Below are 18365 nucleotides of genomic sequence, written 5' to 3'. Positions count from 1 at the left end.
GCGTGTTCTGGCCCATGACGCAGGTCGTGCTGGCGTTCGCCGGTGTCGCGGTGCTGGGTGTCCTGGCCGTCCGGGTCGGGATCGAGGTGCGCCGTTTCGCCCGGGCCGTGGCGGACGCGTCGGAACGGATCGAGGACGCCGCGGCCGAGCTGGAAAGGGCCGCCGCCCCCCTCGCCACCGGCGGCGGCGCCGCGTACCGTGCGTACGGTGACCGGAGTGCGGGTGAATAGCCGGATGCCCTGGCATTGATTCGCGTTCACCCCGGCGCGTTAAGATTGCAGCTCGTGCGGACGGTTCGGAATGCCGCCGTCCGGCACGGCGGACGAATTTCCTCCCCGGAAGAAAGTGGACGAGACCATGGGCTCGCTCTCCGTATGGCACATCCTGCTCGTCTTGCTCGTCGTGGTGCTCGTCTTCGGCTCCAAGCGGCTGCCGGACACCGCCCGCTCGCTGGGCAAGTCCCTCCGCATCCTGAAGAGCGAGACCGCCGCCATGAGGAACGACGGCCGTTCCCAGGAGACGGACACCGCCGCGCCCGCGGACCCCGGTACCGCCTCCCGCACCATCCAGGCCGCCCCCGGTGACGTGGCGAGCGCCCGCCCGGTCGAGGAGCCCAGGGGCAGCGCCCAGCAGAACTGACACCCGTGGCCGCCCGTGTGCGCGGGCGCCGCGTGGTCGCGGGCGGGCCGGGCGGCCCGTCCCGCCAGGCCGCCGAGCGAGATGAGGACGTGGGGTGCCCAAGGGCGCGCGGAAGATGAAGGACCCGGAGGGGCGCATGCCCCTCACCGAGCACCTGCGTGAGCTGCGCAACCGGCTCGGGATCTCGGTCCTCGCGATTCTGGTGGTCACCGTCGTCGCGATGTTCTTCGCCAAGGACATCATGGACTTCCTCAGCCGGCCGGTCCCGATCTGTTCCTCGGTGAACGATCCCGATGCCGAGGCCCACCGGTGCGCCATTCTCTCGCAGAACGGCCTGACCGCCCCGTTCGCGACGTATTTCCGGGTTTCCCTGCTGGTGGGGCTGACCGCGGCGTCGCCGGTGTGGCTCTACCAGCTCTGGGCCTTCATCGCGCCCGGCCTGCACCGCCACGAGAAGAAGTACTCGCGCGCCGTCGTCGGGGTGGGGGTGCCGCTGTTCGTCGCCGGCGCCTGCTTCGCGTACTGGCTGCTCGGGCGCGCCGTGCCCGTCCTGCTGAGCTTCAGCGCCCCGGACGCGCAGAACTATGTGTCCATGGAGGAGGTCCTCGACCTCACCGTGCGGATGGCCCTGGCGTTCGGCCTCTCGTTCGAGCTGCCGCTGCTCCTGGTGATGCTCAACTTCGGCGGCATCCTCACGGGCCGGCGGATGCTGAGCTGGTGGCGGTGGATGGTCGTCGGCATCGCGGTGTTCGCCGCGGCGATCACGCCGACGGACCTGATGTCCATGGTGGCCCTCCAGGTGCCCCTCACCGGTCTGTACTTCATCGCCTGCGGTGTCGCGCTGTTGAACGACCGCCGTCGTCGCCGGCGGCTGGTCGAGGAGGAGGAACAGCTCGGCGACGACGAGGCGTCGTCCCTCGACCTCACGCCCAGCACCGTCGAGCCGGCCGAGCGGGTGTCCTCCTCGGCGCTGGACGACGGCGCCGGCGGCCGCTTCGATGACATCACCTGAGCCCCGCAGCGTCGTCCGCCGGCGGGGCGCGCGTGGCCGATGACGTCACGTTCCTGCTGAATCCGGCGGCCGGCCGCGGCCGGGCCGCCGCGCGTGCCCGGGCCGCCGTCGAGGCCCTGCGCGCGGCCGGTACGGCGGTGCGCACCGTGGTGGGGCACGACGCGCGCGACGCCCTGCGGCGGGCGCGGGAGGCCGTAGCGGGCGGCACCCGGGCGGTCATAGCGGCCGGCGGGGACGGCATGGTGTCGCTCGCGCTCCAGGCCACGGCGGCCACATCGACGCCCCTCGGCATCGTCCCCCTCGGCACGGGCAACGACTTCGCCCGTGCCTGCGGACTGCCGGTCCGGGACCCGGCCGCGGCGGGCCGCGCCGTGGCGGCGGCTATCGCGGCGGACCGGTGGCGTCCCGTCGACCTCGGGCGGGTGGGAGAGGTGTGGTTCGGCAGCGTCCTGGCGTCCGGTTTCGACGCCCGGGTCAACGACCGGGGCAACCGCATGCGCCGGCCCCGCGGGCGGCTCCGTTACGACGTGGCCCTCGTCGCGGAGCTGGCGGGCCTGCGGCCCCTGCCGTACCGGATGCGGGTGGACGGCGGGCCGTGGGAGGAGTTCCGCGCGACGCTCGTCGCGGTCGGCAACGGTCCCGCGTACGGCGGCGGGATGCGGATCTGCCCGGACGCCCGGCTCGACGACGGCCTCCTCGACATCACGGTGGTCGGTCCCTGCACGCGCCGGACCCTCGTCGGGGTCTTCCCCCGCGTCTACCGGGGGACGCACACGGCCCACCCGGCGGTCACCGTGCGCCGTGCCCGCGAGGTGGCGCTCGACGTGCCGGACGCGCACGGATACGCGGACGGGGAGCCGATCGGGCCGCTGCCGGTCTCCGCCGTGTGCGTACCCGGCGCCCTGCGCCTGCTGGTGCCGCAGCCGTGAGGTTCCCGCGGGACTCGATCGGGCTTCCCCCGCACGCCGCCCGGTGGCCGGGCGTGGGCCGTCCGGGGCAGGACAGAAATGATCACCGCACTGTCGGAGGCGGCCGGTAGGCTCGTTGGCACCATGACCGACGACATGATGTCCCCCGCCGAGCGTTACTCCGCCGCTCGCCGGCGCGCCGTCGAGCAGGCCACCGCGCTCGCCCCCTTCCGTGAGCTGTACGACTTCGAGCTCGATCCGTTCCAGATCGAGGCCTGCCGTGCCCTCGAGGAGGGCAAGGGCGTGCTGGTGGCGGCGCCCACCGGATCGGGCAAGACGATCGTCGGTGAGTTCGCCGTCCACCTCGCCCTCGCGCAGGGCCGCAAATGCTTCTACACGACGCCGATCAAGGCGCTGTCGAACCAGAAGTACACCGACCTCGTGAAGCGGTACGGTGCCGGCCAGGTCGGCCTCCTCACCGGCGACAACAGCGTGAACTCCGACGCCCCCGTCGTCGTGATGACGACCGAGGTCCTCCGCAACATGCTGTACGCCGGGTCCCGGGCGCTCGACGGCCTCGCCTACGTCGTGATGGACGAGGTGCACTACCTCTCCGACCGCTTCAGGGGCGCGGTCTGGGAGGAGGTCATCATCCACCTGCCGGAGTCGGTGACGCTGGTCTCGCTGTCCGCCACCGTCTCGAACGCCGAGGAGTTCGGCGACTGGCTCGACACCGTGCGCGGCGACACCCGGGTGATCGTCTCCGAGCACCGGCCGGTGCCGCTGTGGCAGCACGTGCTGGCCGGCCGCCGGATGCTCGACCTGTTCGAGGAGTCGGGCGACAAGCGCGAGGTCAACCCGGACCTGCTCCGTCTCGTCCGCACCGAGGGCGCCCGGGGGTACGGCGGCCGTGACCGCGTGCGGGCCTCCCGGGACCGGCGGCGGGCCGCCGACCGGGAGCGCGAGCGGCGGCAGCGGTCGCGCGTGTGGACGCCGAGCCGCGCCGAGGTCATCGACCGGCTCGACGCCGAGGGCCTGCTGCCGGTGATCACGTTCATCTTCAGCCGGGCCGGCTGCGAGGCCGCCGTCCAGCAGTGCCTGCACGCCGGCCTCCGGCTGAACGACCCGGCGGCCCGCACCCGGGTCCGCGAGATCGTGGAGCGGCGCACCGCAGCCATCCCCGACGAGGACCTCCACGTCCTCGGCTACTTCGAGTGGCTGGAGGGCCTGGAGCGCGGCATCGCGGCGCACCACGCGGGGATGCTGCCGGCGTTCAAGGAGATCGTGGAGGAGCTGTTCGTCCACGGTCTGGTGAAGGCGGTCTTCGCGACGGAGACGCTCGCCCTCGGCATCAACATGCCGGCGCGCTCCGTGGTGCTGGAGAAGCTCGTCAAGTGGAACGGCGAGCAGCACGCCGACATCACGCCCGGCGAGTACACGCAGCTCACCGGCCGGGCGGGGCGCCGCGGCATCGACGTCGAGGGCCACGCGGTCGTGCTGTGGCAGCAGGGGATGGACCCGGGGGCCGTCGCCGGGCTCGCCGGCGCGCGGACGTACCCGCTGCGCTCGTCGTTCAAGCCGTCGTACAACATGGCGGTGAACCTGGTCTCGCAGTTCGGCCGGCACCGGTCGCGCGAGCTGCTGGAGACGTCGTTCGCGCAGTTCCAGGCCGACCGGGCGGTGGTCGGGATCTCGCGCCAGGTCCGCAAGAACGAGGCCGGCCTGGACGGCTACCGCGAGGCGATGACCTGCCACCTCGGCGACTTCGACGAGTACGCGCGCCTGCGCCGCGAGCTGAAGGACCGGGAGACGGATCTGGCCCGGCAGGGCGCGGCGCAGCGCAGGGCCGCGGCGGCCGCCTCGCTGGAGCGGCTGCGGCCGGGGGACATCATCCACGTGCCGACGGGCAAGTTCGCCGGGCTCGCGCTGGTCCTCGACCCGGGCACGGGCGCGCCGGGCGGCCGGGGCCGGGGGCCGCGCGGCGGTTTCGACCAGCACGAGGGGCCGCGTCCGCTGGTGCTCACCGCCGAGCGGCAGGTGAAGCGGCTGGCGCTGATGGACTTCCCGGCGCCCGTGGAGCCGCTGGACCGCATGCGCGTCCCCAAGTCGTTCAACGCCCGCAGCCCCCAGTCGCGGCGCGACCTCGCCTCCGCGCTGCGGACCAAGGCCGGGCACTACGAGCCGGGGCGGCACCGCAGGCGGCGGTCGGACGCGGCCGACGACACGGAGATCACGCGCCTGCGCTCGGCGATCCGCGCCCACCCGTGCCACGGGTGCTCGGAGCGCGAGGACCACGCCCGCTGGGCGGAGCGCTACCACCGCCTGCGGCGTGACACCGCGCAGCTCGAGCGCCGCATCGAGGGCAGGACGAACACGATCGCCCGCACCTTCGACCAGGTCGCGGCCCTGCTCACGGAGCTGGGCTACCTGCGCGGCGACGAGGTCACCGAGGACGGGCGCCGGCTGGCCCGCCTCTACGGCGAGCTGGACCTGCTGGCCAGCGAGTGCCTGCGGGACGGTGTCTGGGAGGGGCTCGACCCGGCGGAGCTGGCGGCGTGCGTCTCCGCTCTGGTGTACGAGGCGCGCAGCGCCGACGACGCCCCGGCGCCCGAGGTCCCCGGCGGGGAGGCGCGGCGGGCTCTGGGCGACATGGTGCGGATCTGGGGGCGGCTCGACGCGCTGGAGGAGCAGTACCGCATCGGGCACGTCACGGGTGTGGGGCAGCGCGAGCCGGACCTCGGCTTCGCCTGGCCGGTGCACCGGTGGGCGCGCGGTGAGGGGCTCGACGCGGTCCTGCGGGACGCGGACATGCCCGCGGGTGACTTCGTGCGCTGGTGCAAGCAGGTCATCGACGTGCTCGGCCAGATCGCGGGCGCGGCGCCCGCCGGCGGCACGGTCGCGCGGAACGCCCGGCGTGCCGTGGACCAGGTGCTGCGTGGGGTCGTGGCCTACAGCTCGGTCGGCTGACGGGCCGTACGGGGACGCCGGCCGGCGCCCCCGTACCGCTTCCGCGGCTCCGGTCAGCGCAGCGCCGCGAGGAGCCGCGTCAGGGAACCGCCGAGGCCCCAGCGGCCGGCCAGGGCGTCGAGGGCGTCCGGGTCGCGGGGGGAGCGGGGGACGGCCGCCTCGTGGTCGGGCACGGGGATGTCCCGGGCCACGCGGACGACCCGGGGGGCCGCCGCCAGGTAGGGCGCCGCGGCGGTCAGGCGTGACCGCTGCGCGGGCGTGAGGGCCGAGCGGGGGTCGTCGACGGCGGCGATGATGCCGGCGAGGTCGCCGAAGCGCTCCAGCAGCCGGGCGGCGGTCTTCTCGCCGATGCCGGCCACCCCGGGGAGGCCGTCGCTCGGGTCGCCGCGCAGCAGCGCGAGGTCGGCGTAGCCGGGGCCGTCGACGCCGTACTTGGCCCGCAGGGCGGCCTCGTCGAAGGCGGCGAGCGTGCCCATGCCCTTGACCGGGTAGAGGACCCGGACGCCGCGCGCGTCGTCGACGAGCTGGAAGAGGTCGCGGTCGCCGGTGACGATGTCGACCGGGCCCGTGGCGCGCGTGGCGAGTGTGCCGATGACGTCGTCCGCCTCGTACCCGGGTACGCCGACGCGGGCGATGCCGAGGGCGTCCAGGACCTCCTCGATCACGGGGACCTGCGGGGTCAGGGTGTCGGGGACGGTCTCCGTGTCGGCGCCGCCGCTGTGCTCCTCGGCGACGCGGTGCGCCTTGTAGGAGGGGATGAGGGCGACGCGCCAGGCGGGCCGCCAGTCGGCGTCCATGCAGGCCACCAGGCTGTCGGGACGGTGGTCGGTGACCAGGCGCGCGATGAAGTCCAGCAGTCCGCGCACGGCGTTGACGGGCGTGCCGTCGGGGGCGCGCACGGAGTCGGGCACGCCGTAGTAGGCGCGGAAGTAGAGAGAAGCGGTATCCAGCAGCATCAGGCGTTGGGTCACCTCTGGATCATGCCGCAGCGGCCGGGGGAGCGGGGAGGCGGACATCCACGCGTGGGGCATACAAAAATACTTTTGCTATGCTAAATATTGACCCTTTCTTGACGCACGCTTGACCGACGCATGCCCCGGAGCATGCCGTGTCGGGCTGCCCCGACGCCGAGGAGGAGCCCCCTTGCCGATGACTCCGCTCATCCCCACGTCCCCTCTCCCCCGCAAGGGCGGGTGACGGCGCATGGAACACGCCGACACCCTGCTCGCCATGGGCGGTGCGTTCGTCGCCGCCGCACTGCTCGCCCGCCTCGGCAGCCGCATCGGCCTGCCGACGATCCCGCTGTTCATCCTGGCCGGCATACTCCTCGGCCCCAACACGCCCGGATACGTCCTGGTGGACGACCCGCACGAGCTGGAGATGCTGTCCGCGCTCGGCCTCGTCCTGCTGCTCTTCTACCTGGGGCTCGAATTCCACCTGGACGACCTGAAGACCGGCGGCAGGAAGATGGCCGTCGCCGGCTCCACCTACCTCGCGCTCAACGTCGGGGCGGGGCTGGCGTTCGGCTTCGCCCTCGGCTGGGGCACGTCCGAGGCGCTCGTCCTCGCCGGGGTCCTCGGCATCTCGTCCTCCGCCATCGTCACCAAGATCCTGGTGGACCTCGGCCGCATCGGGAATGCGGAGACTCGTCCGATCCTCGGCATCATCGTGGTCGAGGACATCTTCCTCGCCCTCTACCTCGCCGCGCTCCAGCCGATCATCTCCGGCACCGACGGCGCGGGTGCCATGGCCGCCGACATGGCCAGGGCGTTCGGGTTCCTGCTGCTCCTGGCCGCCGCGGCGCGCTGGGGGACCCGCCTGGTCGGCCGCCTGTTCGCGACCCGCGACAACGAACTGCTCGTCATCTCCTTCCTCGGCGCCGCGGTCCTGGTGGCCGGCATCGCCGAGAAGTTCGGTGTGGCCGACGCCATCGCCGCGTTCATGGTCGGCCTGATCCTCGGCACGACCGACTCCGGCGACCGCATCCGCGAACTCGTGCATCCGCTGCGGGACGCGTTCGGCGCGATCTTCTTCTTCGGCTTCGGCCTGTCGATCGACCCGGGCGACCTGCCCGTCGTCATCTGGCCGGTGCTCGCGGCGATCGCGGTCACCGTCACGATGAACCTCGTCGCCGGCCTGCTCACCGCCCGCGTCTACGGCTTCGGCGCGGGGCCGACCGCCAACGTGGCGACCACGCTGCTGGCGCGCGGCGAGTTCGCCCTGATCCTCGCGACGATGGCGGCCGCGGCGGGCCTCGACGACCGGCTCTCACCGTTCATCGCCGGCTACGTCCTGATCCTGGCCGTCGTCGCGCCCCTGGTCGCCGGCCGTTCCCACTGGCTCGCACGCCTGCTGCCCGGCGGCCGGACCGGCGGGGACGCGGGAGGCCCCGGCGGCGTGGCGGAGGCGGCGCCGGCCCGCGACCCGGAGACGGCACGGGCGGGCTGACCGCCACCCGGCGGGCGCGTCCGTCCGCGGGAACCGGACTCCGCCGTGGCCCGGCCGGGCGTGGTGTGAGATCTTCACGGTCGGCACACAGCGCCGCCGCCCGCACGGGCCGCGCGCACCGGGGTGGACAACGAGGAGAGTGGTCGCCATGGCTACGCCCGCCGGCTGGTACAGGGATCCGGGGTACGCCGGTCCGCCCCCGGAACCGGAGCGCTGGTGGGACGGCCGGGAATGGACGGCCACCACACGGCCGGGCGGGGCCGCCACGGCCCCGCAGGCCGCCGTCACGGCCCCCGTCCCGGCGTACGGCGGGCCGCCCGCCCCCGCCCCCGCCCCCGGGTACGGCTACGGCGACGGGTACGGCGATGGTCAGCCCGCTCCGCCCGCCCCGGCCGGGCGCCGCAAGGGACCCCTCATCGCCGCCCTGGCCGTCGTCGTCGCGCTCGCCGCGGCGGGGACCACGTACGCCGTCTTCTCGGGCGACGACGAGGACGGCGGGAGCGGCGAGGTGACCGCGCACACCTCCGCCCGCGTCGACGGCATCGCACTGCCCCTCATCGACGGCTGGGAGGAGATGTCCGTGGAGGGCGCCGCCATCGTCACCACCGGCCAGTACCCCTGCCCCGAGGACCCGGGCCTGGAGTGCCAGGCCGCCGGCGCGAGCCTCACCACCTACGCCGACACCGCACCCGACCTGGCCCAGCTCGCCACCGCCGACGCCACCGCCCTCGCGGAGAACAGCTACAGCCAGGCGACGTACGGCGAGGTCTCGGCCCCCGAGCAGGTCCTCTCCGAGCCGGTCACCGTCGCCGGCGTCGAGGGCCACCGGGTCCGCGTCCACGTCACCACCGAGAGCGGCATCGGCGGCCTGGTCGAGACGGTCGCCTTCCCCGCCCCGACGGATCGGGGACGATGCTGCTCAACATCACCCTCGACGAGATGGACGACGCCCCGCCCGCGTCGGTCATCGACCTGATACGGGACAACCTCGACGCCGCCTCCACGGGGCCCGGTACCGCCGCATGACCCGGCGACCGTAGAGTGACCCCGTCAAGCGTCGGCAGTGTGCGCCGCGGGGGCCGGGGAGTGTGCGGATGAACACCGAGCGAAGCCCATGGCGCCCCACGCTGCGCCTCATCCCGCCGAGAGCCCAGGGGCGGCCCGGCACGCCGGCGCCCCCCGGCGCCTTCGGCCCGTCCGCCCCGCCCCGGCCGTCCGCCCCGCCCCGCCCCGCGGCGCCGCCCCCGCCCGCCGCGCCACCGCCGCCGGCCGGGCCGCCCGCCGCCCCGGGACCCGCGCGACCCGCCGGCGCGCCCGCCCCGGGACCCGCGCGACCCGCCGGCGCGCCCGCCGCGGGCCGCGCGCGCGGCGCCGCCGTCAGAACCGCCGCCTCCGTCGCCTGCGTCGTCCTCGGCACCGGGCTCCTCGGCGGGGCCGCGGCGGGCGCCTGGCTCAACTCCGACGGCCCGCCCGCCACCACCGTCTTCGCCGAGTCACGCGAACTGTGGCGCGACCTCCCGGTGGACGAGCTGTTCCCGCCCGAGATCGACGCCGCGGGGGCCGGCCCGGGCGGCGCCGACCGCCACTACACCCGCATCGCCGTCGCCCCCGACAGCGACTGCGGCGACGCCTTCGACCCCCTCCTCGCCGAGGTCGTCGAACCGGTCGGCTGCCACCGCCTGATCCGCGCCACCTACACCGACGAGACGCAGACCGGCGTCGTCACCGCCGGTCTCGTCTTCACCGAGGCCGAGCCGGCGGAGATGGCCGCGCTGCACGCCCGCTTCGCCGACGAGGACCTCGCCGACCGCGCCGACCTGCTGCCCCGCACGTACGCCGCGCCCGGCACGGCGGCCGAGGACTTCGGCGACGAGCAGCGCGCCTCCTGGTCGATCGGCGTCGCCGAGGACCTGCCGGTCATCCTGTTCACCGTCAGCGGGTGGGCCGACGGCCGGCCCGTCCCCGAACCGCAGCCGGCCGCCGACGCCACGGCCGAGGGCGAGAAGAGCACCATCGCCCTCGCCGGCCTCGGCCACGACGCCGCCGCGCTCGCCGATGACCTCGACACCCGGCTGCGCGCAGCGGCCGACCGGTACGCCCCGGAGCCCTCATGACGCCCCCGCGCCCCCGCCGCGCCCGCGCCGCCCTCGCGGCGCTCACCGCCGGCGCCGTACTGCTCCCCGGCCTCCTGGTGGCCGCCCCCGCCCGCGCCGACTCCATCCGCGAACAGCAGCAGTGGGCACTCGACGCCATCCACGCCCCCGACGCCTGGGAGACCACGCGCGGTGAGGGCATCACCGTCGCCGTCCTCGACACCGGCGTCGACCCGAACCACCCGGACCTCGCCGGCGCCGTGCTGCCCGAGCACGACCTCGTCGGCATGGGGGCCGGCCCGGGCGACCCGACCTGGGCGGCCCACGGCACCGCCATGGCCGGCATCATTGCCGGCCGCGGGCACGGCGCCGAACGCGGCAGCGGCGTCATCGGCGTGGCGCCCGCGGCCGACATCCTGCCCGTCCGGGTCCTCCTGGAGGAGAACGATCCCGCGCGCGACGAGGCCCGCCGCAGCACCGAGGGCGCCCTCGCCGAGGGCATCCGCTGGGCCACCGACCAGGGCGCCGACGTGATCAACCTCTCCCTCGGCGACGACAGCGAGTCCGCCCATGCCGATCCCGAGCAGGACGCCGCTGTCCGGTACGCCCTGGAGCACGGCGTGGTGGTCGTCGCCTCGGCGGGCAACGGCGGCGACGACGGCAACCCCGTCTCCTACCCGGCGGGTTACCCCGGGGTGATCGCCGTGACCGCGGTCGACCGCAGCGGCGCCACCACCGACTTCTCCACCCGCCGCTGGTACTCCACCGTCAGCGCGCCCGGGGAGGGCGTGATCGTCGCCGACCCCGACGGCCAGTACTACACCGGCTGGGGCACGTCGGCCGCCGCCGCGTTCGTCTCGGGCTCCGTCGCGCTGCTGCTGGCCGCCCACCCGGGACTGACCCCGGCCCAGGTGCGGGACCTGCTCACCGGTACAGCGCAGAACACCCCCGAAGGCGGGCGCGACGACGCGTTCGGCGCCGGCATCGTCGACCCCGCCGCCGCCATCGAGGCGGCGGCCGGCGTCGAGCCCGCGTCCCTCGAACCCCTCGCCGAGCCCTACGGGGAGCGGTACTTCGGTCCGGGACCGCGCCCGGCCGCCGCCGACCCCGGCACCCCGTGGCTCGCCCCCGCCGCCGGCGTGACCGGCGCGCTGCTGCTGCTGACGGCCGTCCTGCTCGTCATCCGCCTCAGACGACGGACCCGGGCTCCGTGGTGGCGCCCTCATCAGTGGTGAGCGCCCCGACCGCGGCCTCGGCCGCCGCCTCGACCGCCGTTATGCCCGCGGCCTGCGTGACATGCCCGTCCGAGACGACCGCCACCAGGTACTGCTCCCCGTCGGCCGTCACGCGGCCGATGCTGTTGATGTCCCACAGGCCCGTCTGCGACCGCGGCAGCCAGCCGTTCTTCAGCTCGAAGGCCGCCTCGTCGGCCGCCGCCGACACACCCCACCGCTGCCCGTCCACGACGGTCGCCATGAGGTCCTGGACGAACGCCCGCGACTGCGCCGACAGCGGCGACGTGGTGCCGTACACGGCGGACAGCAGGGCGAGTTGATCCTCGCTCGTGGTCTGCGTCAGCCCCCAGTGCGCCTCGGGACCGCCCGCCGTCCGGGTCAGCCCGAGCCGCTCGTTCGCCGCGTCGAGGCCGTCGGCGCCGCCTATGGCGCGCCACAGCGTGTCCGCCGCGTCGTTGTCGCTCTGCCGGATCATCACCCCGGCGAGCGACTTCTCCTCCGCCGTCAGCTCACGGCCCTCGTCCTGGGCCAGGAGGAGCAGGGCGGCCAGGATGTCCACCTTCACGATGCTCGCCGTGTCGAACAGGTCCGAGCCGTACACAGCGCTCTGCCCGCTGCCGAGCGCGCATATCGCGACCGACAGGCGCGTCCCCTCGGCCGACGGCGCGTCGAGGAGCGGTGCTATCGCCTCCGCGAGCCGCAGGTCACGGCGGGCGCCGGCCGTCCCGTCCTCGTCCGTCGAGCCACGTGACGGCGGTATGTCCACCCGCTCCAGATCCTTCCCCGACTCGCCGCCCGCCTCGTCCAGGATGTCGGCGGTCCCCACCAGCGCGTCCACCCCGGACCGCACCGCGTCGCTCGTCAGACCGGCCGCGAGCAGCGTCGTCGCGAGCGCCGTGTGCACCACGGCCGAGGGTCTGAACCGGCGCCGCGGGCCGGGGGTTTCACGCCTCATGTCCGCACCGTATCCCGGCCTTCCGCGCACGTCACGGCCACCGTCGTCAAGAACGGGCAACCGGAGGGTGACGCGCCTCACAGCGCACCCGGCCCGCGCGCGGCCCGGAGCCCGGCGGCGCACGCCCCCGCGGCACTAGGCTCGTCGCGTGGCTCTCAAGAACATCCCGCAGCCCGCGTTCGCCGGCGACGACGGCTCCGCCGACCCCGCGCTGCGCCGGGCGCTCGCGGACTGGGCCGCCGACCCGTCCGCCGAACCCGCCCTCCTCACCGCCCTCACCGGCGCGCGTCTCCTCGTCCCGGTCGTCGCCGTCCTCGGCGAGGCGGAGGAGGGCCCCGACGGGCTGCGGCGCGAGAAGACCAGCGACATGGCCGTCCTCACCCTGGCCCTGCCGGACGGCCGGCGCGCCCTGCCGGTCTTCACCGCCACCGGAACGCTCGCCCGCTGGCGGCCCGACGCGCGGCCCGTCGCCGTCACCACCGACCAGGCGCTGCGCGCCGCCGTCCAGGAGAACGCGGGCGCCCTCGTCGTGGACGTCGCCGGCCCCGTCGCGTACGAACTGTCCGGCGCCGCCCTGCGCACCGTCATCACCGCCGGCACCCCGGCCGTCTCGGCGCCCGCCGTCACCGAGGCCGTCACCGCCGTCCTGCGCGGCGAACCCGCCGTGCTCGCGGCCCGGCTCGTCCCCGGCGGCACGGCGGACGGCACCCTCGCCCTCGTCCTCGACCCCGCCGTGCCCGCGGGCACGGCCGTACCGCGCGTCGCCCGCGGCCTGGCCGCCGACCCCGTGCTGCGCACCCACCTCGTACGGGGCCTCGACCTCGCCGTCCTCCCGCCCGGCACGTCCCTGCCGGGCACCCCGACGTACCGCCGCGCCACCTGACGGCCGCGGCCCCGCGCCCGTCACCCGAACGCACCCGCCCGCGTGCGGGGCGCACAGCGCCGCCGGAGACTGCCGGAGACACCCACGTCACCCACGTCACCAACTGTGTCGGCAGCAGGAGGGCGCCATGTCCGCGGAGACCGAAGCGCAGCCGCTCGCGGCCGAGCTGGTCGGAACCCTGATCCTCGTCTTCTTCGCCGTGGGCTCGGCGGTGCTGGCCGGTGAGTTCATCGGCAGTCTCGGCATCGCCCTGGCCTTCGGCTTCACCCTGCTCGCGCTGGTCCAGCTCTTCGGCCCCATATCCGGCGCGCACGTCAACCCCGCGGTCACCCTAGGCATGCTCCTGGCGGGCCGCATGGACGTGCGCACCGCGGTCGGCTACTGGATCGCGCAGTTCATCGGCGCCGCCATCGGCGCGGCGCTGCTCTTCCTCGTGGCCCACCAGGTCCCCGGGCTCAGCACCCACGGCGCGTTCGGCAGCAACGGGTACGGCGACCGCTCGGCCGTCGGGCTCTCGCTCGGCGGGGCATTCGTCTTCGAGGTGCTGCTGACGTTCCTGCTGGTGTTCGTCTACCTCAGCGTCACGCGGGGTTTCACCGCGCGCGGCTGGGACGGCGTCCCGCTCGGTCTCACCCTGGCCGTGATCAACCTCGTCGGCATCCCGCTCACCGGGGCCGGCGTGAACCCGGCCCGCAGCTTCATGCCGGCCCTCTTCGCGGTCGGTTCCGCGATCTCGCAGGTGTGGCTGTTCATCGTGGCGCCCCTCGTGGGCGCGGCGGTCGCGGTGGTCGTGCACCGCCTCGTCCACGCACAGGACGAGGAGTGGCTGAGCGACCTGTCGCGGCTGCGCGCTAGCCGAGCACGGGACCGGTGAACTTCTCGCCCGGCCCCTGCCCCGGCGCGTCCGGCACGGCGGACGCCTCGCGGAACGCGAGCTGGAGCGACTTCAGCCCGTCCCGCAGGGGCGCCGCGTGGTAGGAGCCGACCTCGGGCGCGGCGGCCGTCACCAGACCGGCGAGCGCCGTGATCAGCTTCCTGGCCTCGTCCAGGTCCTTGTGGCGCTCGCCGTCCTCGGCCAGGCCCAGGTTCACCGCGGCGGAGCTCATCAGGTGGACGGCGAGGGTCGTGATCACCTCGACCGCCGGCACGTCCGCGATGTCACGGGTCAGTCCGGTGACGTCGGGCGCTTCGGCGCCGTCGCCGGCGGTGGACGGTGCGGGGGACGGGGACGTGTCGGCGTCGCTCATGCGCCCCACCTTAAGGGGACGGTCGGGGACGTCCCGCCGCCGCTCCCCGCCGCCGTCCGCCCGCGCGGGGGCGCGCCCCCGCGCCACCGCGGTGGTATCGCACGTGGTGTAACCTGGAAGGGACCGGCCGGACACCCATGTGCCCGGCCCGCAAGTGGAGGCTCCGCGCTCCCACCTCCCGGCCCCCCGGGTCGGCAGGTCAATGGTCAGGCTGCGCCCCGCGACACACTGCGGTGGTGCTCCCGGTCTGTGGAGCCCCGCCAGCGTGCCGTCCGGGGCGTTTTCGCGTCTCTCGGGCGGCGGTCCGCAGAAGAACTACCGGCACGGCTGTCCGCCAGGCATCCGTGCGGCGCAACCGAGGAGGCCCCATCAGCGCCGAGCCCCGTATCAACGACCGGATTCGCGTCCCCGAGGTGCGACTCGTCGGTCCCAGCGGCGAGCAGGTCGGCATCGTGCCGCTTGCCAAGGCCCTGGAGCTTGCCCAGGAGTACGACCTGGACCTCGTCGAGGTGGCGGCGACCGCCCGCCCGCCGGTGTGCAAGCTCATGGACTACGGAAAGTTCAAGTACGAGTCGGCCATGAAGGCCCGTGAGGCGCGCAAGAACCAGGCGCACACGGTGATCAAGGAGATGAAGCTCCGGCCGAAGATCGACCCGCACGACTACGACACCAAGAAGGGTCATGTCGTCCGGTTCCTGAAGCAGGGGGACAAGGTCAAGATCACGATCATGTTCCGCGGTCGTGAGCAGTCCCGCCCCGAGCTGGGCTACCGGCTGCTGCAGCGGCTCGCCGAGGACGTGCAGGATCTGGGCTTCGTCGAGTCCAACCCCAAGCAGGACGGCCGGAACATGATCATGGTTCTCGGTCCGCACAAGAAGAAGACCGAGGCCATGGCCGAGGCCCGGGAGGCCCAGGCCGCCCGCAAGGCCGAGCGGCAGCAGGCCGAGCGCCAGCAGCAGGGCGAGCGTCAGCAGCAGGGCAGCGCGACAGCCTGACCCCCTGGCGCGCCCGCCCCCGCACGGGGGCGCGCACCGCAAGTGAAGAGGACGAGGAGAGAACGGCGACATGCCGAAGAACAAGACGCACAGCGGCACCAGTAAGCGCTTCAAGGTCACTGGTTCCGGCAAGGTGATGCGCCAGCGCGCCGGTCGCCGTCACTACCTGGAGCACAAGTCCTCCACGCTGACCCGCCGCCTCGCGGGCACGACGGAGACGGCCCCGGCGGACGCCAAGAGGATCAAGAAGCTTCTCGGCATGTGAGCCGGGCGCGTCCGGCGGCCGACCGTGCCGCCACGCGCCCCGCACCGACCGGGACCCATCCGTTTCCGGGCCGCGCGCACGTTCCGCGGCCCCGCTGCAAGGAGTACTCACGTGGCACGCGTCAAGCGGGCGGTCAACGCCCACAAGAAGCGCCGGGCGGTCCTCGAGCAGGCCAGCGGCTACCGCGGCCAGCGCTCCCGCCTGTACCGCAAGGCGAAGGAGCAGGTCACCCACTCCCTCGTCTACAACTACAACGACCGCAAGAAGCGCAAGGGCGACTTCCGGCAGCTGTGGATCCAGCGCATCAACGCCGCCGCCCGCGCCAACGGCATCACCTACAACCGGTTCATCCAGGGCCTGAAGGCCGCTGAGATCGAGGTGGACCGCAAGATGCTGGCCGAGCTCGCGGTCAACGACCCGAACGCGTTCGCGGTCCTGGTGGAGACGGCCCAGAAGGCCCTCCCCAGCGACGTCAACGCCCCCCGGGCCGCCGCCTGAGCGAGCGACGCCCCGCGTCGCCCCGCACCCGCACCGGACCCGCAGGCCCCCGGCCTGCGGGTCCGGTGCTTCCGGCGCCGGCTCCGCCCGCTGCCGCACCCACCAGGGAAGGTGTACGAGTCCATGGGCCGCCCGGCCGACCCGCTGATCTCCCCCCGCTCCCCGCGCGTCACCGCCGCCCGGCGCCTCGCCAAGCGCAGCTTCCGCGGCAAGGAGCGCCGCTTCCTCGCCGAGGGCCCCCAGGCCGTGCGGGAGGCCGTCGGACATCGCGCGGACGACGGGGGCGCCACCCTGGTCGAGCTGTTCGCCACCCCGGAGGCCGCCGGCCGGCACGGCGACCTCCTGGACGCCGCCGCCGCCGAGGGCGTCCCCGTGCACCTCGCCGACCCCGCCGTGGTCGACGGGATCTCGCAGACGGTCACCCCGCAGGGGCTCGTCGGCGTCTGCCGCTTCCTCGACCGCCCGCTGGCCGCCGTGCTCGCCGCGCGGCCCCGCCTGGTCGCCGTCCTCGCGCACGTCCGCGACCCGGGGAACGCCGGCACCGTCCTGCGCTGCGCCGACGCGGCGGGCGCCGACGCCGTGATCCTCACCGACGCGTCGGTCGACCCGTACAACCCGAAGGCCGTGCGCGCCTCCGTCGGCAGCCTGTTCCACCTGCCCGTGGCCATCGGCGTGCCCGTGGACGAGGCCGTGCGCGGTCTCGCCGGCGCGGGCGTGCGGGTGCTCGCCGGCGACGGCGGCGGCGACCGCGACCTCGACGCCGAGCTGGACGCCGGCGCCATGGGCGGCCCGACCGCCTGGATCTTCGGGAACGAGGCGTGGGGCCTGCCCGAGGAGACCAGGGCGCTCGCCGACGCCGTGGTCCGCGTCCCGATCCACGGCAGCGCCGAGAGCCTGAACCTCGCCACCGCCGCCGCCGTGTGCCTGTACGCCTCGGCCCGCGCCCAGCGCGCCCCCGGCGGCTGCCGTGCGACCGGGGCCTGACCCCGCCCGCCCGGTGTTCACGCCCCCGGCGGGGAAGGGATCAACGGCACCGGGGCCGCGCACCGCCGGGCACTCGCCGGCCCGCGCGGCACACACAGGGTGACCCGTACGGGGAGAGGGGCGAACGGGCATGGTTTCCGCAGCCGGCGCGGAGGAGCGCGACCTCCGTCCTGACGAGCTTCCCGACGGTCTCGTCGTCGCCGACGACCGGGGCCTGGTCACCTGTTTCAACGCGGAGGCCGTCCGGCTCACCGGCATCGCCGCCGCCACGGCCATCGGCGCGCCCATCGACCGCGCGCTGCCCCTGGAGGACCCCGAGGGACGCCGCTGGTGGCGGCTCACCGACCCGTACGGCGGTCTCGCCACGCGCTCCGGGCAGCCCGAGCGCATCCTGCGCCTCCCCGACGGCCGGACCGTGCTCGTCACCGCGCGCTACGTCCGGGTCCGCCCGGCGGGGCCGGTCAGCCGGCTCGTCGTCGCCCTGCGCGGCACGGCCGCCCGGCGCCGCTCCGAGCGCACCGAGGCCGAGCTGGTCGCGACGGTGGCCCACGAGCTGCGCTCCCCCCTCACCTCCGTGAAGGGCTTCACCGCGACGCTCCTCGACAAGTGGGACCGCTTCACCGACGACCAGAAGCGCCTGATGCTCCAGACCGTCGACAGCGACGCCGACCGCGTCACCCGCCTCATCACCGAACTGCTCGACGTCTCCCGCATCGAGTCCGGCCGCCTGGAGCTGCGCCGCGAGCCGGTCCGGCTCGACGAGTCCGTGCGCCGCCATGTGGCCGGCCTGACGGGCGGCGGCCTCCCGGCCGACCGGTTCGAGCTGCGCCTCGCCGACGGGCTGCCGTGGCTGTGGGCCGACCCGGGCAAGCTCGACCAGGTCCTCGGCAACCTCCTGGAAAACGCCTTGCGCCACGGCGGCGGCACCGTCACCATCACCGTGCGGGCACTCCCGCCGACCGACGACCGCCCCGAGGGACTGGAAACCACCGTGAGCGACGAAGGCGCCGGCATCCCGGAGGATGTCATGCACCGGGTCTTCACGCGTTTCTGGCGCGGCGGTGCGCGGGGCGGCACCGGCCTCGGCCTGTACATCGTCAAGGGCATCGTGGAGGCCCACGGCGGCACCGTGTCCGTCGGCCGCTCGGCGCGGGGCGGCGCCCGCTTCCGATTCACCCTGCCCGCGGGCCTCCCGGCGTTCCTCGCCTGACCCGGCCGCCGGCCGGGGACCGGACG

At 74.7% G+C, this 18365-nt stretch carries 19 protein-coding genes; 16 read left to right on the top strand and 3 right to left on the bottom strand.

Going from position 1 to position 18365, the window contains the following annotated elements:
• Window positions 1–2: 2 nt before the first annotated feature.
• The 5 genes from EMA09_RS02860 (at window position 3) to EMA09_RS02840 (ending at window position 5526) form a co-directional block, all read left to right on the top strand.
• Window positions 3–230 carry a hypothetical protein gene (locus EMA09_RS02860; protein WP_129838570.1) on the top strand — a complete coding sequence of 76 codons (228 nt, stop codon included), beginning with the start codon at window positions 3–5 and terminating at the stop codon, window positions 228–230.
• Window positions 231–357: 127 nt separating this feature from the next.
• Entirely contained in the window at window positions 358–639 is a 282-nt protein-coding gene (gene tatA / locus EMA09_RS02855) for a Sec-independent protein translocase subunit TatA (protein ID WP_129843795.1), read from the top strand.
• A gap of 94 nt (window positions 640–733) precedes the next feature.
• Complete coding sequence (tatC, locus tag EMA09_RS02850; RefSeq protein WP_129838568.1) at window positions 734–1651, top strand: twin-arginine translocase subunit TatC; 918 nt, start codon at window positions 734–736, stop codon at window positions 1649–1651.
• A 32-nt stretch (window positions 1652–1683) separates the two neighbouring features.
• Window positions 1684–2580: a diacylglycerol kinase gene (locus tag EMA09_RS02845; protein WP_129838566.1), complete on the top strand. Its 897-nt coding sequence runs from the start codon at window positions 1684–1686 to the stop codon at window positions 2578–2580.
• 123 nt (window positions 2581–2703) lie between these two features.
• Window positions 2704–5526, top strand: coding sequence for a DEAD/DEAH box helicase (locus EMA09_RS02840; protein ID WP_129838564.1), 2823 nt, complete (start codon window positions 2704–2706; stop codon window positions 5524–5526).
• A 53-nt stretch (window positions 5527–5579) separates the two neighbouring features.
• Here the strand turns inward: EMA09_RS02840 and EMA09_RS02835 are convergent, their stop codons facing one another.
• On the bottom strand, window positions 5580–6497 hold the full coding sequence (locus tag EMA09_RS02835; protein ID WP_129838562.1) for a 5'-3' exonuclease: 918 nt from the start codon (window positions 6495–6497) through the stop codon (window positions 5580–5582).
• A gap of 259 nt (window positions 6498–6756) precedes the next feature.
• Between EMA09_RS02835 and EMA09_RS02830 the strand changes: the two genes are divergently transcribed.
• The 4 genes from EMA09_RS02830 to mycP all read left to right on the top strand — a co-directional run bounded on the left by EMA09_RS02830 (window position 6757) and on the right by mycP (window position 11302).
• On the top strand, window positions 6757–7974 hold the full coding sequence (locus EMA09_RS02830; protein WP_129843794.1) for a cation:proton antiporter: 1218 nt from the start codon (window positions 6757–6759) through the stop codon (window positions 7972–7974).
• 148 nt (window positions 7975–8122) lie between these two features.
• Entirely contained in the window at window positions 8123–8950 is an 828-nt protein-coding gene (locus EMA09_RS02825; protein WP_129838560.1) for a DUF2510 domain-containing protein, read from the top strand.
• A 118-nt stretch (window positions 8951–9068) separates the two neighbouring features.
• The gene (locus EMA09_RS28160; RefSeq protein WP_168220628.1) at window positions 9069–10088 is read left to right on the top strand and encodes a hypothetical protein; all 1020 of its coding nucleotides are present in this window, start codon (window positions 9069–9071) and stop codon (window positions 10086–10088) included.
• Window positions 10085–11302 (top strand): type VII secretion-associated serine protease mycosin, encoded by a 1218-nt coding sequence (gene mycP / locus EMA09_RS02820; RefSeq protein ID WP_129838559.1) that lies wholly within the window; start codon window positions 10085–10087, stop codon window positions 11300–11302. The genes EMA09_RS28160 and mycP overlap by 4 nt, the downstream gene beginning before the upstream one ends.
• Here the strand turns inward: mycP and EMA09_RS02815 are convergent.
• On the bottom strand, window positions 11256–12257 hold the full coding sequence (locus EMA09_RS02815; RefSeq protein ID WP_129838557.1) for a serine hydrolase: 1002 nt from the start codon (window positions 12255–12257) through the stop codon (window positions 11256–11258). The genes mycP and EMA09_RS02815 overlap by 47 nt on opposite strands.
• 148 nt (window positions 12258–12405) lie before the next feature.
• Here EMA09_RS02815 and EMA09_RS02810 point away from each other — a divergent pair, with 148 nt between their 5' ends.
• Both EMA09_RS02810 and EMA09_RS02805 read left to right on the top strand, forming a co-directional pair.
• The gene (locus EMA09_RS02810; RefSeq protein WP_129838555.1) at window positions 12406–13140 is read left to right on the top strand and encodes an SseB family protein; all 735 of its coding nucleotides are present in this window, start codon (window positions 12406–12408) and stop codon (window positions 13138–13140) included.
• A 127-nt stretch (window positions 13141–13267) separates the two neighbouring features.
• On the top strand, window positions 13268–14014 hold the full coding sequence (locus EMA09_RS02805) for an aquaporin (RefSeq protein ID WP_129838553.1): 747 nt from the start codon (window positions 13268–13270) through the stop codon (window positions 14012–14014).
• On the opposite strand, the gene EMA09_RS02800 is transcribed toward EMA09_RS02805, so the two are convergent.
• A complete protein-coding gene (locus EMA09_RS02800) occupies window positions 13992–14387 on the bottom strand; it encodes a DUF1844 domain-containing protein (RefSeq protein ID WP_206305886.1) in 396 nt (131 codons plus the stop codon). The two genes, EMA09_RS02805 and EMA09_RS02800, sit on opposite strands and share 23 nt — an antisense overlap.
• A gap of 344 nt (window positions 14388–14731) precedes the next feature.
• Here EMA09_RS02800 and infC point away from each other — a divergent pair, with 344 nt between their 5' ends.
• The 5 genes from infC (at window position 14732) to EMA09_RS02775 (ending at window position 18339) form a co-directional block, all read left to right on the top strand.
• Window positions 14732–15382, top strand: coding sequence for a translation initiation factor IF-3 (infC, locus tag EMA09_RS02795; protein ID WP_129838551.1), 651 nt, complete (start codon window positions 14732–14734; stop codon window positions 15380–15382).
• A gap of 70 nt (window positions 15383–15452) precedes the next feature.
• Window positions 15453–15647 carry a 50S ribosomal protein L35 gene (rpmI, locus tag EMA09_RS02790; RefSeq protein ID WP_086161503.1) on the top strand — a complete coding sequence of 65 codons (195 nt, stop codon included), beginning with the start codon at window positions 15453–15455 and terminating at the stop codon, window positions 15645–15647.
• Window positions 15648–15758: 111 nt separating this feature from the next.
• Complete coding sequence (rplT, locus tag EMA09_RS02785) at window positions 15759–16145, top strand: 50S ribosomal protein L20 (protein WP_052850732.1); 387 nt, start codon at window positions 15759–15761, stop codon at window positions 16143–16145.
• Window positions 16146–16268: 123 nt separating this feature from the next.
• Window positions 16269–17129, top strand: a complete 861-nt coding sequence (locus EMA09_RS02780; protein WP_129838549.1) for an RNA methyltransferase — start codon at window positions 16269–16271, stop codon at window positions 17127–17129.
• 130 nt (window positions 17130–17259) lie between these two features.
• Window positions 17260–18339: an ATP-binding protein gene (locus tag EMA09_RS02775; protein ID WP_129838547.1), complete on the top strand. Its 1080-nt coding sequence runs from the start codon at window positions 17260–17262 to the stop codon at window positions 18337–18339.
• Window positions 18340–18365 lie beyond the last annotated feature (26 nt).

It is taken from the genome of Streptomyces sp. RFCAC02, from assembly GCF_004193175.1.
Taxonomy (GTDB): domain Bacteria; phylum Actinomycetota; class Actinomycetes; order Streptomycetales; family Streptomycetaceae; genus Streptomyces.
Note: the sequence above shows the minus strand (reverse complement) of the source record. Positions and strands in the feature narration are given on the sequence as shown.